The following is a 13866-nucleotide window of genomic DNA, read 5'->3' as shown; positions in this document are numbered from 1 at the left end:
AAGAATCTCCTCCCGCATAGATTATGAGAAAATTCTACTTTTGGCATCAGTTATTTTTCGGGGGGATTACCATGGAACCTTAGCAAACAGAACCCCCGGTCCTAAATACATTAAAATTGGGCGTTCCGTTCGCTATTTAAAAGATGATCTTGATTCTTGGTTGGACTTGCATAGAAAATAATAAAGCTGTGACTGGATCACGGCTTTTCAAAACTAATATGTTTGAATTGTTCTGATACAGTATTTTTTAGTAAAGTATCTATCTGTGCAGCAAAGGGTTCATAAGTGGATGGGCGACGGGGAAAAATTCTATCGTTTATCCAATAAACTGGCCATTGATCAGTAGTTTCAATGCAATCTTTAGCAAAATTGGTAATTTTAAATTTGTCTTCAACTTGAATACAGCCTCGTAAAAAGACATCAACATAGGATTGTACAATTGGGAAATCTTTAGTGGGAAGTTGATGTTCCGTTGAGGCTATGGTGTATATCCAGACTTGTTTTTGATCTGAAAAATTGGAGAGTTGAGAAAGAGGTAATAAGTTCTCTGGATTAATTTGTTCTCTGCAATAAAAACTTTCCCTTTTATCATAACTTTTGATGTTTGTCGGCTCGCTCAATTTGTAGCTTACACCAATAAAAGATGAACTACTATTTGCGATTACAGATAAAAATGTAGCATTGAGTCCGGGTAAATTGCCGTGACCTGCCCATATTCGTTTATACCCTTTTATCAAAACGGGAATGCTCTCTTCGGCAGAGGGATCTGTTCTTTTTTTAGAGGTTTCATCAATTAAACTTCCATAGCCTATAACATATTGGGGAAGATTAGGGTTAATTTCTGGGTGACAGTCCGAAGCAGCAAAAGAGATGGAAGGAAGCAGTATTAAAAAAAATAATGGGGTGGATTTCCTTATAAGTCCTACAACGCTTCTGGAAAATATTAATTCTTTACTACAATCTCTCATTCAATATGCACCCTATATGCACCCTGTAATGATATTTTGGCTTTTAAAAAACTCTAAAAACCCTTTGCTGATATGGTCGGAGTGACAGGAATTGAACCTGCGACCCCTGCCTCCCGAAGGCAGTGCTCTACCAGTCTGAGCTACACTCCGATTAATGTTGACGTTGAATGGCAAAAAGCGCCAAATCCGTTAAAGCCTCTTTATAAATGGAATTTGGCAGAATATGCAGCGCGCTGAGTGCCTGATCAATTTCCTGCGCGGCATATTGCTGGGTATATTCAATGGCTTTGGTGGTCTTTATCGCCGCCAGGATGCCATCAAGGTTTTTAAGACTGCCTTCACGCAGGCTGTCTTCAATCAATTGTTTTTGTTCTGGCGTGCCGTGTTTTAACGCATGAATCAAAGGCATGGTGGCTTTGCCGTCCGCCAAATCGTCGCCAATATTTTTGCCGATTGTATGGGCGTCTGAGCAATAATCCAGCGCGTCGTCGATGAGCTGAAAGGCATTGCCAAGATGCAGGCCATAAGCATAAAGGCTTTTTTCAATGGCCTCACCGGCACCGCTTAACAGAGCGCCAATGGCAGCGGCAGCAGCAAACAATAAAGCGGTTTTGCCGCGGATCACATCCAGGTAATCATCAATTGACAGGGCTGCATTGTGACGATTAACCAATTGCTTGACTTCACCGCAGCTAATTTTGTGCGACGTATCGGCCAGAAGCCGGATAACGGGCCAACTGTTTACATTCACCATGAGTTGCACGGATTGGGTAAAAAGGTAATCTCCCACTAAAATACTGGCTTTGCTGCCCCAGATCGCATGGGCTGTTTCCCGTCCTCGGCGCAGTGTGGATTCGTCCACGACATCATCATGCAAAAGGGTTGCCGTATGGAAAAATTCAATCATGGCCGCCAGGGTAATGTGCTCACGGCCCTGATAGCCGCAGGCATGGCTGGCTAATAAGACCAGCAGGGGACGTAAACGCTTGCCACCGCTTTGAACGATATGAGTCGACAAATCATCGATTAATCCAATTTGGGATTGGATTTTATCAATAATCAGATCATTGACTGCATTAAAATCGTCATTAACCAGGGCTCTTAAACGGTTTACCGTCATTCTGTGTCCTCAAGCATGTGCTGCGAGAATGCTAAGGCCGGTCCGAATCATTGTCAAGGTAAATGGGTATTTAATGGCTATAAAAAATCGTGAGGCTTAACAAAAGCACACTAAATGTCTTTACAGGCTGATTTTTTTAAAACGTTGGTGATGCGAAATGCGTTGCCGCCCGCTTTTTTTGCCTCATACATCGCCGAGTCGGCTCTGGCAACCAATTGGTCGGAATTGCGCGAATCCATCGGGAAGGTCGCAAGCCCGATACTGATGGTGCATCGAATATCCTGGGCATTGATCTGAAAGGGCATGCTGAATTCCTGTAAAATCCTCTGGGCAATGGCTTTGGGTGTTTTATCTTCCATGTGATGGATGATGATGGCGATGAATTCATCACCACCCAGACGGGCAATAAAATCGTTTTCGCGGAAACAGGTCTGCAGGCGTTTGGCGGTTTGCAGGAGCAGCGCATCGCCTGTCTCATGGCCGTAACGGTCATTGACCCCTTTAAAACCATCCAAATCCATGAAAAAAACCGTTAAATAGTGTTGTTGCGGCATGGTTTCGAGGTAATTTTGCAGGGTTGATTGAAAATAGGAGCGGTTGGGGAGGTTGGTTAAGGTGTCGTAACGGGCAAGGTAATGAAATTTCTCTTTATCAGCCTGCAGCATAAAGTTTTTTTCATACAACAGCTGTTCGTAATAGGCGTTTTCCTTCAGCATGTTAAATAACACGGTAATGACAATCAACAGGGAAAAAAGGTAATTAATTGAATTTAAAACAAAAACCTCGTTAGCCGGCACAATATACAAGGGGACTGGCTCGACAAAGAAAAAGAAAATCACCACGCCCAGTGTCAGCGTTGAATAAATAACCAGCCCTGACCAGCTTAGGGTGATTGCAGCAAGAATAGGGACGATATTAAGCCAGATGAGATAAGAACTGCCTGCGCCGCCAATTAGATAGTTAGCCACCGCCGAGGCGACCAACACATTGGCAGTGAGGATGTGTCCGCAAAGCAGGATATTTTGGGTGCGGTACAAAAGCCAAAGGTTAAGAAAGCCAACAATATCAATGATGCTGATTAAAATAACAATCATCCAGAGCTTACAGATAGCGTAAACGTAGATAATCAATGAACCGAGAATAATCAGTTCTATCTCGACGGTGCGGATAAGGCGGAATTGTCTGCGATGATTGATAAGTCCATCAACATCCTTCTTCAACCAGGTATGCAATAGATCAAGTAACCTCATGCCTTTCCTTTTCCCGTACACATGATTGTGGCATTTTATGATCTAGTATAGATTATAAATTACACAACCTGATTAATTGGTCTACAATTGATGTAACGGCACACCTTGCGATGTTGGAGTATTTCGTTAATGAAACCACAAAAAACCATTTGGGTCATTGGCCATAATATCCCTGATTTCTCCCTCCCCATTGACTTTAAGCGCGTTGATTCCATTCACGAACTACCCAAGCAGGATATCTATGCTCTCGTGATTTCCAAATCTGCAGGACAAAGCTTTTTACCAGAACTGGCCCAGCTGCGGGCCATGCGGCAATATCGCTTTTTGCCAGTTTTTTATCATGGCATCCCAGGGCAGGAAGTCAGCGAACTCTTCGACGGGCCATTCGATGAGCAGGCCCTTCTAAAGGCGGAAGGCATATACCAGCGTCTGGCCCTGATTACCGAAGCCAATCTCGACACCGAAAGCGACGAAATTGTTCTATTGGTGTACCTGTTTTCGCGTCCTGATTTCAAACTTAAGGGTTATGTTAATCATCAATCGACCCATATTTTTGACTATCCCCTGTTGACGCTTTTGTTTAATAAAGGCACGGATTTCGATGCCTGGCGTTTTTTGCAGGATCTGGTGATGCCTGATTTGCTGGCACCGGGTATGTTGCTCGATGAAATTCAGACGTGCAATGCCTGCGATTCAGGATTACTCAATATCAAGCATACCTGCCCGAGTTGCCATTCGATTAATATCAAGCCGCAGAAATTTGTTCATTGTTATACCTGCGGCAAAATTGGGCCTGTGCCTGAATTTTTAAGGCAGGAGCGTTTGGTCTGCAGCCGTTGCAATACCCGCCTGCGCACGCTTGGCGTCGATTACGACAAGCCGCTTGAGGACAAATTGTGCAATGAATGCGGCCATTACTTTGCAGAACCTGAAGTCAATCTGGTGTGCCTGGTTTGCCATCGCACATCATCAAGTCGTGAACTGGCTTCTCGCCGCCTCTATGAGTACACCTTAACCCGCCGCGGCGAGTATTTGATACGTGGCATTGAGAAGGGCATTTACCGTAATTTTAATCATTTCTTCAAAGTCATCGATTATGCCGCCTTCATGGCCATTGTCGCCTGGCAGGCCAAACTGGCTGAACGATACCCGTCCTTGTATTTCAGCGTCATGACCATGCAGATTACCAATGCGGAACAGGTTCTTGAGGAACAGGGTGTGGTTAATACCGAAAAATTGCTGGGTGAATTGTTTACCAACTTAAGAAAAATATTTCGCGAGAGTGACCTTTCCTCCCGCATCGAAGGTACGATGCTGTTCTTTTTGCCCATGGCAGACGACGAGGGCTGTGCGATACTGGTCGATCGCATTAAATTGTTTGTGAATCAAATGGCAAAAAATAACAACAATCGCGGCCTGGCTGTGGGCTTAAGCTATATCACATCCACTGAGATGATTAATGCCCAATTGGAAGGCGAACTGGTCATCAGCGAGTTGCATGCCCGAATTATTGAAAGCAACGTGTGTTTGATTGGTTGTAAAACCGATTAAAAACCTTTTATACTCAAAGATTGTTTAATATCGGAGCAAATAATGCCCCATATCCGGGAAATACAAAGCTCGGTAAACAATCCTGTTGGCGAATTGGGCTGCTTCGCCATCACGCATACTCCCTATGAAGGGGCCCTTTTCCCTGATACCTTAAAGCTTTCCGACATAGAGCAGGGTGGTCGCACCGGCGATTGCTATTTTCTCTCGGTTCTCTGCGCTATTCTGGCGCTACCTGATGGCGAGAAATTGATACGCCAGCAAATGATTGAGAAAGATGGCCAGATCCATGTGCTTTTTTTTCGCCACGAGCAACCGGAATGGGTCGTTATTGAAAAATCCTTACCCAAATCCACTGGCCTGTTAAGCAGCGGCCCGGTTTGGGTGAGATTTTTAGAAAAGGCTTACGTTGTGCTTAACGGTGGGAATTACAATGTGTTAAGCAGTGGCGACTGCCGGAAAGTGCTTCGGGCGTTTCTAGGCGATACGGCGATGGCGATCGCGACATCACTCCAGTCCAGAAAACCGCTTGCGGAACTTTATCAGTCTGCGATAGAGGGATGCTCAGGCAAGGATGTGTATGCCCTGATTTTCCTGTTGCGGCCTTATGATGCGAAAACCAGCATTGACAATATCAACGAGCATGTATTCAACGGCAATAAAACACAGCTTAAGGCCTGGTTGGATTGGATTGCCCGCAATCGTGATAAATGGCAACAGTTGCTGAATAAACAGCCCATCCTGTATGAGGAAACACTGATTGATTTTCTGGAGAAAGAAAAGAGAACATCAGACAACCCGCCTGTCGAGGCGATCAATGCGGTAAAAACCTGGTTAGTCAACCGCCGCATTTTGCCGTGTAAAGCGCATTACAGTCAGGATGAATTGGGCTTGTACGATGAATTGAAACAGGCGCTTGAAAACCAGAATCCAGTGGTGGCGAGCCCTGGAAGCAATCCTCCGTCCGGCATCATCATGGAGCATACCTATGCCGTTCTCAGCGTACGTGAAAGTCAGTTAAGCCATCGGAAGTTTGTTACCTTAAGGAATCCCTATGCTGAAAACCGTTCCTGGTTGTTTAAATTATTTTTAGCCGGGGGGCGGCAAGCTCGGGAGTGGCAGGATCCAAAAACCGGTACTATCGAGTTGAGGATTGACAAAACCCAGCAATCCACGTTTGAAATGGAGTTGCATGATTTTGCCCATGCCTTTCTACATATTGACAAAGGGCAATCGCTTAAGACGGCATACGAGTTGCAAGCGACAAACGCGTTGATGGCCTATGGCATTTAACCCCCAGGCCAGGGGGTTAAATGGATTTAAACATTGAAACGGAAATGCATGACATCGCCGTCAGCCACAACATAATCCTTGCCCTCCAAGCGCAGCTTACCCGCTTCTTTGGCACCTTGCTCGCCGCGGTGGGCGATGAATGCATCATAGGCAATCACTTCCGCGCGGATAAAGCCTTTTTCAAAATCCGTATGAATCACACCCGCGGCCTCTGGCGCGGTTGCGCCTTTACGAATGGTCCAGGCGCGGACTTCTTTCACGCCGGCAGTAAAGTAGGTTTGCAGGCCCAGTAAATCATATCCCGCACGGATGACGCGATGAAGGCCCGGCTCATTTAAGCCCAAATCCGCCATGAATTCCTCACGGTCAGCGTCTTCCAGTTCCACCAGTTCCGCTTCTGTGGCCGCACACAAGGCGACAACACTGGCTTTTTCTTCAGCAGCCAGTTGTTTCACTTTATCGAGCAGGGGGTTGTTTTCATAGCCGTCGTCATTGACGTTGGCAATGTAGAGAACCGGTTTGGCGGTGAGCAGGAAAAAACGGCGCAGAATTGACCACTCGTCTTCCCTCAGGGACAGGGTTCTTACCGGCAAGCCTGCATCCAACTGCGCTTTGGCTTTTTCAAGAACCTGCTTTTCAAACAAAGCTTCTTTATTGCCGCTTTTACTGTTTTTCACGACTTTAATTAAGGCCTTATCCACCGTGTCCATGTCAGCCAAGGCCAACTCGGTATTAATGACTTCGATATCGCTTAATGGATCAACCCGGCCTTCTACATGAACGACATCCGTATTTTCAAAGCAGCGTACGACATGGGCAATGGCATCGGTTTCACGGATATTGGCCAGGAATTGGTTGCCCAAGCCCTCACCGCTGGATGCGCCTTTGACCAACCCGGCAATATCAACAAATTGCATGGTGGCAGGGACTGTCTGCTGCGGTTTGATGATATCGCTCAAGGCGTCAAGACGAGGATCAGGAACGGTGACAATACCCACATTGGGTTCGATGGTGCAGAAAGGGTAATTGGCCGCTTCAATACCAGCTTTGGTCAGTGCATTAAACAGCGTTGATTTGCCAACGTTTGGTAAACCAACAATTCCACATTTAAATCCCATGGGACACCTCCTAACCTGTCAATTCAAAAAATGCCGACACCGCTAGCGGTGTAATAAATTCATGGCCGCACCAAGCTCGCCATTGATGATGGGGGGCATGACGGCAATCGCCTGCTCAATCGCATCAAAAATCAATTGCCTGTCCTTAGGGCTTGGTTTACCCAACACGTAGCTAAGGACCATGTCCTTATGCCCGGGATGCCCGATGCCGATGCGCAAGCGATGAAAGTCGCCGCTGCCAAGCTGGGCAATCATATCGCGCAAGCCATTGTGACCGCCTGGCCCGCCGCCGGTTTTTAATTTGCTGCGTCCTGCGGGCAAGTCCAATTCATCATGCACCACCAGGATTTCCTGAGGTGCAATACGGTAAAATTGGCTGATTTCACGTGCGGGTAAACCGCTGTGATTCATAAATGTCAACGGTAAGGCCAACTTGCAAGCGTGTGCACCAATGACTGCCTGGGCCAGTTCGCAATGAAGCTTTTTTTCTGCTTTAAACGAGGCATTAAGGCGGTGGGCCAACGCGTCGACAAACCAGGCACCGGCATTGTGCCGGGTATGTTCATAGGCAGAGCCTGGATTGCGCAAACCAATAATTAATTTTATGGTCATGGAAGTCTTTGAGAGTTGATAAACGGTTATGTCTGCAAGTGTATCAACGGCCAATACGTTGAGATTTCAAAAAACGTATCATAACGTTATTTAAAAGCCTCCGGGGACAAGGGTCCCCGGAAAAGGCTGCATACCGATTATTCGGCGCTTTCTTCGCCTTCAGCGGCAGCTGAGGTTTCTTCAGCCGCGCCGCCTTTCGGTGCGTGAACGCTGACGACAGGCAGGTTATGGCTGCCGTCTTTTAAGTCGACCGTGAGCTGAACCCCTTTAGGAAGCTTTAAGTCAGCCAAATGAACGACATCGTCCAAACCAACGCTGGTCATATCCACTTCGATGAACTCAGGCAAATCTTTCACTTTGCAGCGGATTTCGAGCTGGGTCATGGTGTGGTTAATGATGCCGCCGGCTTTCACGCCTTTGCAGGTTTCTTCGTTGATGAAATGAATGGGCACGCTTTTAACCAGCACGTCTTTGGCCGACACGCGTTGCAGATCCATGTGTAAAATAACAGGCTTGTAAGGGTGGCGTTGCAGGTCTTTTAAAATGACATGTTCCACTTTGCCATCGACAACGAGATCAAACACGCTGGAATAAATGCTTTCGCTTTCCAGGGCCTTAACGACTTTGTTGTGCAATAAATGAATGGCTTGAGGCTTTTTATCGCCGCCGTATAAAATACCGGGCACTTTATTTTCCAGTCGACGGAGGCGGCGGCTCGCACCTTTCCCCATATCGACCCGTGCTTGTGCTTCGAGAACAATAGATGACATAGTAAAACTCCAAATTTAAGTAAATTCCCCGTTTAACCCGCGACCAGGGTAAATCCTGAAATACAGGATGGGGCGGCGTAGTATACAATAATTTAAAATCAACTTGAAGTCGTCGCGTTAATTTCATAGAATATGCAACTTTGTTGAACTTGTGAAAGCCAAAAAGGCCAGTGGAGATATAGTTATGTATGCGGTAATCAAGACCGGCGGTAAGCAATACCGCGTCAAAGAGGGTGACATTCTTAAGCTGGAAATGCTGCCTGGCGATGTCGGTAGTGAAATCAGTTTCGCTGACGTGTTGATGCTCGCTGACGGCGATAAGTTTACTTATGGCGCGCCACTGGTAAAAAAAGCAGTTGTTAAAGCGGAAGTGCTTGATCACGGTCGCCACAAGAAAGTCAAAATTATCAAGTTTCGTCGTCGTAAGCACCACATGAAGCAAATGGGTCATCGACAATATTATACGCAGGTCAAAATTACTGCGATTAGCAAGTAAGAGGGGAAACTAATGGCTCATAAAAAAGCAGGCGGTAGTACACGTAACGGCCGCGACTCGAATCCTAAGTATCTTGGCGTCAAGCGTTATGGCGGACAACTGGTCAATGCAGGTGAAATCCTCGTTCGTCAACGCGGAACTCGTTTCCATGCGGGTGAGGGCGTAGGCTGTGGCCGTGACCATACGCTGTATGCTTTAGTCGGTGGACGCGTGGAATTCATCATTCGCGGCGCTAAAAACCGCAAATTTGTCAAAATCGTTGCGGTAGAAAATTAATCAGCACTGCTTTTATTGAAAATCAGCCTGTCTGGTTTGACAATTGAAGCCGTGATCCAGCCCCGTTCATCGGGGCTTTTTTCGTTCAAGAGATGATGTCCCATGAAATTTGTCGACGAAGCAATCATTAAAGTAGAAGCAGGAAATGGCGGCCATGGCTGCTTAAGTTTCCGGCGTGAAAAATTCGTCCCCAAAGGTGGTCCCGATGGCGGTGATGGCGGCGATGGCGGCAGCGTGTTTCTTGAGGCGACATCAGATTTGAATACCCTGGTGGATTTTCGCTATCAACGCCACTACAAGGCGCAGAATGGTCAGCCGGGAATGGGGGGTAACTGTACGGGTAAAAAGGGGGATGATTTAATCATTAAAGTCCCTGTGGGCACCATGGTTTTTGACATCGATACCCACGAATTAATCGGCGATATCAAACACGCAGGCGATCGCCTGCTCATCGCCCAAGGCGGTTTTCATGGCTTGGGTAATACCCGGTTTAAAAGCAGCGTGAATCGCGCACCCAGACAGACAACACAGGGTACTCCGGGTGAAGCGCGCCACTTACGTCTGGAATTACGTGTTCTGGCTGATGTTGGCCTCCTGGGTCTTCCCAATGCGGGCAAATCCACCTTGATTCGCGCGGTTTCCAGCGCTAAGCCTAAGGTCGCCGATTATCCGTTTACCACACTGCATCCAGGTCTGGGTGTGGTGGATGTTTCTTCCCACAAGAGTTTTGTCATGGCGGATATCCCTGGCCTGATAGAAGGCGCCGCGGAGGGCGCGGGGCTTGGCCATCGTTTTTTAAAGCATTTGTCACGGACCTGCATTTTGCTCCATGTGGTGGATATTGCGCCGCTGGATGGCAGTGATCCAGTTGTCTCAGCCAAAGCGATCATTAATGAATTGGCGGAATATGATCCCGAGCTGGTTCATAAACCCCGTTGGTTGGTTCTCAATAAAATCGACATGCTCCCCGATGAAGAAGCAAGGCAGCAGGCTGTCGACAACCTCGTAAAAGGTCTGGATTGGCAAGGTAAAGTGTACACCATCTCAGCCATTAAAGCGGAGGGCACGCAGCAACTATGTTACGACCTCATGCAACTCATTGATGAGATGAAAGAGGCGGAAACTCAGCCACTCCGCGGCGATGTGGACGACTAACGGGCTGCGATAAGGTAACTCGCGGCATTCTTCGCCTTGTTTTTTGAGCGATGTGTAGGTAATTCTGACTTCGGTTGTGGCGCCTGTACTCTGCTGTTGCCAGTATTCCTCCAAACCGGTTAATCGAAAATGCAGCGGCTGTGGTGTCTGGCTGTTGAATGTCAGTAAATGGTAATTCTCAGGCTGCTGTAAAAGACGCTGCAGTACACCACCCGTTGCCTCATCCTGAATGGAAAGGTGTACTCCCTGTGCAATGATGAGCTCTCGCAGGGCTTCGGATGCTTTTTTCTCGGTTGTTGCAATGATATGCGGCGCGACGATGGGATCGACAATACCCCTTACCTTGTCAATGAGGGATGCATGGCATCGCACTTTGCATTCCACATACGGGGTTTCAAGGCGATAACCGGTTTCACAATCAAGCGCTAGCAGGGCATCATCAATTTGCTGGGCAATTTGGCTTTCGGCCACACCAAAGACACGCCATTTTAACAGCGTTTTATCCGTATGCCTTGAAGCCTGCAATAGAGGCAACACATGCTGGTTGAACATGGGTAAACATTCTCGCGGCGGGCCAGGCAGAAGAACCAGCAATTTGTTTTGCCAATAACAATAGCAGCCCATGGCTGTGCCATTGGGATTGGGCAGCAGTGTCGCACCGGGTGGGAAAAGAGCCTGTTGCTGGTTGCCGGAAGTAAGGCTCAAGGCGGTGTGACGTAAGCGGGCCTCAATGTGCTGAAGAGCCTGGGGAAATTTTTCCAGGTTGACGCTGAGGAGGCGGGCTAGCGCGTAACGGGTGCGGTCGTCAGAGGTTGGGCCTAAGCCTCCGGTAATCAGAATAATATCATGGTGACTGGCAAGGTAAGTTAAGGATTGATAAATTGCCATTTCATCATCACCGCAAGTCATGTGCAGACCCAATTCCAAACCTTCGGCATGCAGGGCATGAGCAATTTGCTGGCTGTTGGTATTCAGGGTATCGCCGATCACGATTTCGTCGCCAGTGGCAAGCAGTGCTGCGGTCATAACTTATTCCTTTTCGACTTCTACCTGGTGGATGGTAACCTGTTGAACAGGCATTTCAATGCCATTTGCATCAAATGCCGATTTAATTTTTTCCTGCAGGCTGTTTTTTATGGTTTGCAAATCGCCATTTTTAGCCCAGACCATCAATTTTAATTGCACCGCGTAATCGGCAAAATTGTCAATGATAACGACCGGTTCCGGTTCTCTAAGAACGGTGTCGCAGGTTTCAGCCACTGATTTAAGCAGTGATTTGACCTGTTCAATGTTGCATTGGTAACTGACGCCTAAAAGCACATCGATCCGACGGGTCAGAAAATAACTTAAGTTGAAAATTTCTGATTTCATCATGGATTCGTTGGGGATGCGGACTAAGGTATTGTCAGCTGTGCGTATTTTGGACGAAAGGAGATCAATGGACTCCACGGTTCCGCGAATTGTTTTGACTTCAATGCTGTCGCCGACCTTAAAGGGGCGTTCAAACAGCAGAAAAATGCCGCTGATTAAATTGGAGGCGGCCGTTTGCGACGCAAAACTCACAGCCACCGTGAAAACCCCGGCAGCACCTAATAATACACTTAAATTAAAACCAAGATGCTGCAGGCCGGTCACAAAGAACATAATAAAAATTAAGTAAAATGTAGCACGGCTAACCAATTGCGCATGATGACGTGAAAAACGTTGAGCAATGGGTATGGCAACAAAGTGACTGATTTTTTTGGCCAGAAAATAACCAAAAATAAAAAGCCCCAACGAATAAGCCAGACTAATGAGCTTGGCAGAACTGATAAACGTCATCATAATCTCTCTAAACAGGCATTGCTGCCGTTGAGGCAGGCAATGATGGAACAAAACGGGAATCCTTGCCGATACCGGGATGATGAATCAGGAAGTGCTGTAAATCTTCCGGAGTACCCAATCCCCACATGGCGTCCACTGCATAGGCTTTAAATTTCATGCCTTGAGCGATGCCTTCGTTATACACCGGTGCCACATAAAACTCCTGATTGACACGGATATTCTTGGCAATCATCTGCCTGGCATGACGGACATAATCCTTGCCGCGGGTCCAATAATAAATGCCGACGGTGGCCTGATTGGAAATGACTTCCTTTTCCCGGAGCTGAGTGACATTGCCCAATTCATCCACGCGGATATAGCTCCATTTGGGGTGAGTACTTTCGAATGTGAGTATACCACCATCGACATGCGGTGCGTTCATCGCATGGAAAAAGGCGCCGCTTTCCCATTCCACGTATTGATCCGAATTGGCAATCAACAGCGGCGCGTCATTGTCAATGTGGTCAGCAGCCAGCAGGGTGCTGCAGCAGGCGCCTTCAGTAATGCCTTCAGTGATGATGATTTTGCAGCCGGGGGCAATAATTTTAAGCAAGGACTCCAAATGATATGCTTCATAATGGTCACGCCTGACGATAAAGATGAAGTTGGCCTGAACATTAAGATTTTCCACAGCCAGCTGAATCATCGGTTTATCGCCGATACTGATAAGCGGTTTTGGAAAAGTAAAACCGGCATTGACAAAACGGCTGCCGGCGCCCGACATGGGAATAACCACATTCAGACTGTCATCATGCCACTTGGCTGATTGCACGCGGCGCTGCATGTCCTGATAAATTTTACTGATAGACACTTCCGCCGGGCTTTTTACCGCGCAGAGGTTCGCTCCCGATGACAACGCCGCTGTGCGCCCGACATAGGAATCTTCGACAATCAAGGTTTCCTTGGGCAGTACTTTTTCCTTCATCATCGCAAGCCAATACATTTCCGGATGGGGTTTGGCCGACAAGACGTCCTGATTGGAAATAAAATAATCGACGTATTGCATAAGGCCCATTTTCAGCAGAACCAGTTTAATGGTTTCACGAATGGAGTTGGAGCAGACATAAATCTTTAAACCATCCGCTTTAAGCCGCTGAAATAAGGCAGTAATCTGTGGATCAGGTTCAAGCATGTCGTCAATGACCTGAAACGTGAGAGCTTGTTTTTTTTGCCAGATGGATTCATGGAGATTGACATCCAGCCCGCGTTCCGCGCTCAATAATTCAAGCTTGCGTTGCGTACTTAAGCCGTCAAACAATTGCAGGTGATCTTTTTTACTGATGACATAACGCTCATCCACTTCTGCCAGGGCGCGATTTAAAGCGACAAAGTGATGCTCGCGGGAGTCAACCAGCACGCCATCCAAGTCAAAAATCACCAGTTTGATATTCATTTGT

Annotated in this window: 15 protein-coding genes and 1 tRNA gene; 6 read left to right on the top strand and 10 right to left on the bottom strand. The window is 47.1% G+C overall.

The window, feature by feature from the left end; all coding sequences use genetic code 11:
• Positions 1–4: 4 nt before the first annotated feature.
• On the top strand, positions 5–181 hold the full coding sequence (locus Lery_RS15680; protein ID WP_237759190.1) for a DNA-binding protein: 177 nt from the start codon (positions 5–7) through the stop codon (positions 179–181).
• A 16-nt stretch (positions 182–197) separates the two neighbouring features.
• Here Lery_RS15680 and Lery_RS08545 read toward each other — a convergent pair whose 3' ends face one another.
• From Lery_RS08545 to Lery_RS15675, 4 genes are all read right to left on the bottom strand, one after another.
• Entirely contained in the window at positions 198–968 is a 771-nt protein-coding gene (locus Lery_RS08545; protein WP_058526818.1) for a gamma-glutamylcyclotransferase family protein, read from the bottom strand.
• A 73-nt stretch (positions 969–1041) separates the two neighbouring features.
• Positions 1042–1118 (bottom strand) — tRNA-Pro (locus Lery_RS08540).
• 1 nt (position 1119) lies between these two features.
• Positions 1120–2088, bottom strand: coding sequence for a polyprenyl synthetase family protein (locus Lery_RS08535; protein WP_058526817.1), 969 nt, complete (start codon positions 2086–2088; stop codon positions 1120–1122).
• Between the two features lie 110 nt (positions 2089–2198).
• Entirely contained in the window at positions 2199–3338 is a 1140-nt protein-coding gene (locus Lery_RS15675; RefSeq protein WP_065230273.1) for a GGDEF domain-containing protein, read from the bottom strand.
• Between the two features lie 129 nt (positions 3339–3467).
• On the opposite strand from Lery_RS15675, the gene Lery_RS08525 reads away from it, so the two are divergent.
• Positions 3468–4889, top strand: coding sequence for a TackOD1 domain-containing metal-binding protein (locus tag Lery_RS08525; protein ID WP_058526816.1), 1422 nt, complete (start codon positions 3468–3470; stop codon positions 4887–4889).
• Between the two features lie 42 nt (positions 4890–4931).
• Positions 4932–6179 carry a C2 family cysteine protease gene (locus Lery_RS08520; RefSeq protein ID WP_058526815.1) on the top strand — a complete coding sequence of 416 codons (1248 nt, stop codon included), beginning with the start codon at positions 4932–4934 and terminating at the stop codon, positions 6177–6179.
• Positions 6180–6205: 26 nt separating this feature from the next.
• On the opposite strand, the gene ychF is transcribed toward Lery_RS08520, so the two are convergent.
• The 3 genes from ychF to Lery_RS08505 all read right to left on the bottom strand — a co-directional run bounded on the left by ychF (position 6206) and on the right by Lery_RS08505 (position 8679).
• The gene (ychF, locus tag Lery_RS08515) at positions 6206–7297 is read right to left on the bottom strand and encodes a redox-regulated ATPase YchF (protein ID WP_058526814.1); all 1092 of its coding nucleotides are present in this window, start codon (positions 7295–7297) and stop codon (positions 6206–6208) included.
• Positions 7298–7339: 42 nt separating this feature from the next.
• On the bottom strand, positions 7340–7909 hold the full coding sequence (pth, locus tag Lery_RS08510; RefSeq protein ID WP_058526813.1) for an aminoacyl-tRNA hydrolase: 570 nt from the start codon (positions 7907–7909) through the stop codon (positions 7340–7342).
• Positions 7910–8046: 137 nt separating this feature from the next.
• Entirely contained in the window at positions 8047–8679 is a 633-nt protein-coding gene (locus Lery_RS08505; protein ID WP_058526812.1) for a 50S ribosomal protein L25/general stress protein Ctc, read from the bottom strand.
• Between the two features lie 184 nt (positions 8680–8863).
• Here Lery_RS08505 and rplU point away from each other — a divergent pair, with 184 nt between their 5' ends.
• From rplU to cgtA, 3 genes are all read left to right on the top strand, one after another.
• Positions 8864–9175, top strand: coding sequence for a 50S ribosomal protein L21 (rplU, locus tag Lery_RS08500; RefSeq protein WP_058526811.1), 312 nt, complete (start codon positions 8864–8866; stop codon positions 9173–9175).
• 12 nt (positions 9176–9187) lie between these two features.
• Positions 9188–9451, top strand: coding sequence for a 50S ribosomal protein L27 (gene rpmA / locus Lery_RS08495; protein ID WP_058526810.1), 264 nt, complete (start codon positions 9188–9190; stop codon positions 9449–9451).
• Positions 9452–9553: 102 nt separating this feature from the next.
• The gene (cgtA, locus tag Lery_RS08490; protein ID WP_058526809.1) at positions 9554–10606 is read left to right on the top strand and encodes an Obg family GTPase CgtA; all 1053 of its coding nucleotides are present in this window, start codon (positions 9554–9556) and stop codon (positions 10604–10606) included.
• Here cgtA and Lery_RS08485 read toward each other — a convergent pair.
• From Lery_RS08485 to Lery_RS14850, 3 genes are read right to left on the bottom strand one after another with little or no spacing between them, the layout of a single operon-like run.
• Positions 10526–11632, bottom strand: a complete 1107-nt coding sequence (locus Lery_RS08485; protein ID WP_058526808.1) for a competence/damage-inducible protein A — start codon at positions 11630–11632, stop codon at positions 10526–10528. The two genes, cgtA and Lery_RS08485, sit on opposite strands and share 81 nt — an antisense overlap.
• A 3-nt stretch (positions 11633–11635) precedes the next feature.
• Entirely contained in the window at positions 11636–12430 is a 795-nt protein-coding gene (locus Lery_RS08480) for a mechanosensitive ion channel family protein (protein WP_058526807.1), read from the bottom strand.
• A gap of 7 nt (positions 12431–12437) precedes the next feature.
• Positions 12438–13862 (bottom strand): HAD-IA family hydrolase, encoded by a 1425-nt coding sequence (locus tag Lery_RS14850; RefSeq protein WP_065230272.1) that lies wholly within the window; start codon positions 13860–13862, stop codon positions 12438–12440.
• Positions 13863–13866: the final 4 nt, after the last annotated feature.

This window comes from Legionella erythra (assembly GCF_001467615.1).
Taxonomy (GTDB): domain Bacteria; phylum Pseudomonadota; class Gammaproteobacteria; order Legionellales; family Legionellaceae; genus Legionella_C; species Legionella_C erythra.
This window is presented reverse-complemented; position numbering and strand designations above follow the sequence as displayed.

Excerpts from the sequence above, each read along its gene's own strand:
- Lery_RS08525 (WP_058526816.1), top strand. The coding sequence starts at position 3,468 with ATGAAACCACAAAAAACCATTTGGGTCATTGGCCATAATATCCCTGAT.
- Lery_RS08545 (WP_058526818.1), bottom strand. The coding sequence starts at position 968 with ATGAGAGATTGTAGTAAAGAATTAATATTTTCCAGAAGCGTTGTAGGA.
- ychF (WP_058526814.1), bottom strand. The coding sequence starts at position 7,297 with ATGGGATTTAAATGTGGAATTGTTGGTTTACCAAACGTTGGCAAATCA.
- Lery_RS14850 (WP_065230272.1), bottom strand. The coding sequence starts at position 13,862 with ATGAATATCAAACTGGTGATTTTTGACTTGGATGGCGTGCTGGTTGAC.
- Lery_RS08480 (WP_058526807.1), bottom strand. The coding sequence starts at position 12,430 with ATGATGACGTTTATCAGTTCTGCCAAGCTCATTAGTCTGGCTTATTCG.
- rpmA (WP_058526810.1), top strand. The coding sequence starts at position 9,188 with ATGGCTCATAAAAAAGCAGGCGGTAGTACACGTAACGGCCGCGACTCG.
- cgtA (WP_058526809.1), top strand. The coding sequence starts at position 9,554 with ATGAAATTTGTCGACGAAGCAATCATTAAAGTAGAAGCAGGAAATGGC.
- Lery_RS08535 (WP_058526817.1), bottom strand. The coding sequence starts at position 2,088 with ATGACGGTAAACCGTTTAAGAGCCCTGGTTAATGACGATTTTAATGCA.
- rplU (WP_058526811.1), top strand. The coding sequence starts at position 8,864 with ATGTATGCGGTAATCAAGACCGGCGGTAAGCAATACCGCGTCAAAGAG.
- Lery_RS08520 (WP_058526815.1), top strand. The coding sequence starts at position 4,932 with ATGCCCCATATCCGGGAAATACAAAGCTCGGTAAACAATCCTGTTGGC.
- Lery_RS08485 (WP_058526808.1), bottom strand. The coding sequence starts at position 11,632 with ATGACCGCAGCACTGCTTGCCACTGGCGACGAAATCGTGATCGGCGAT.
- Lery_RS15675 (WP_065230273.1), bottom strand. The coding sequence starts at position 3,338 with ATGAGGTTACTTGATCTATTGCATACCTGGTTGAAGAAGGATGTTGAT.
- Lery_RS08505 (WP_058526812.1), bottom strand. The coding sequence starts at position 8,679 with ATGTCATCTATTGTTCTCGAAGCACAAGCACGGGTCGATATGGGGAAA.
- pth (WP_058526813.1), bottom strand. The coding sequence starts at position 7,909 with ATGACCATAAAATTAATTATTGGTTTGCGCAATCCAGGCTCTGCCTAT.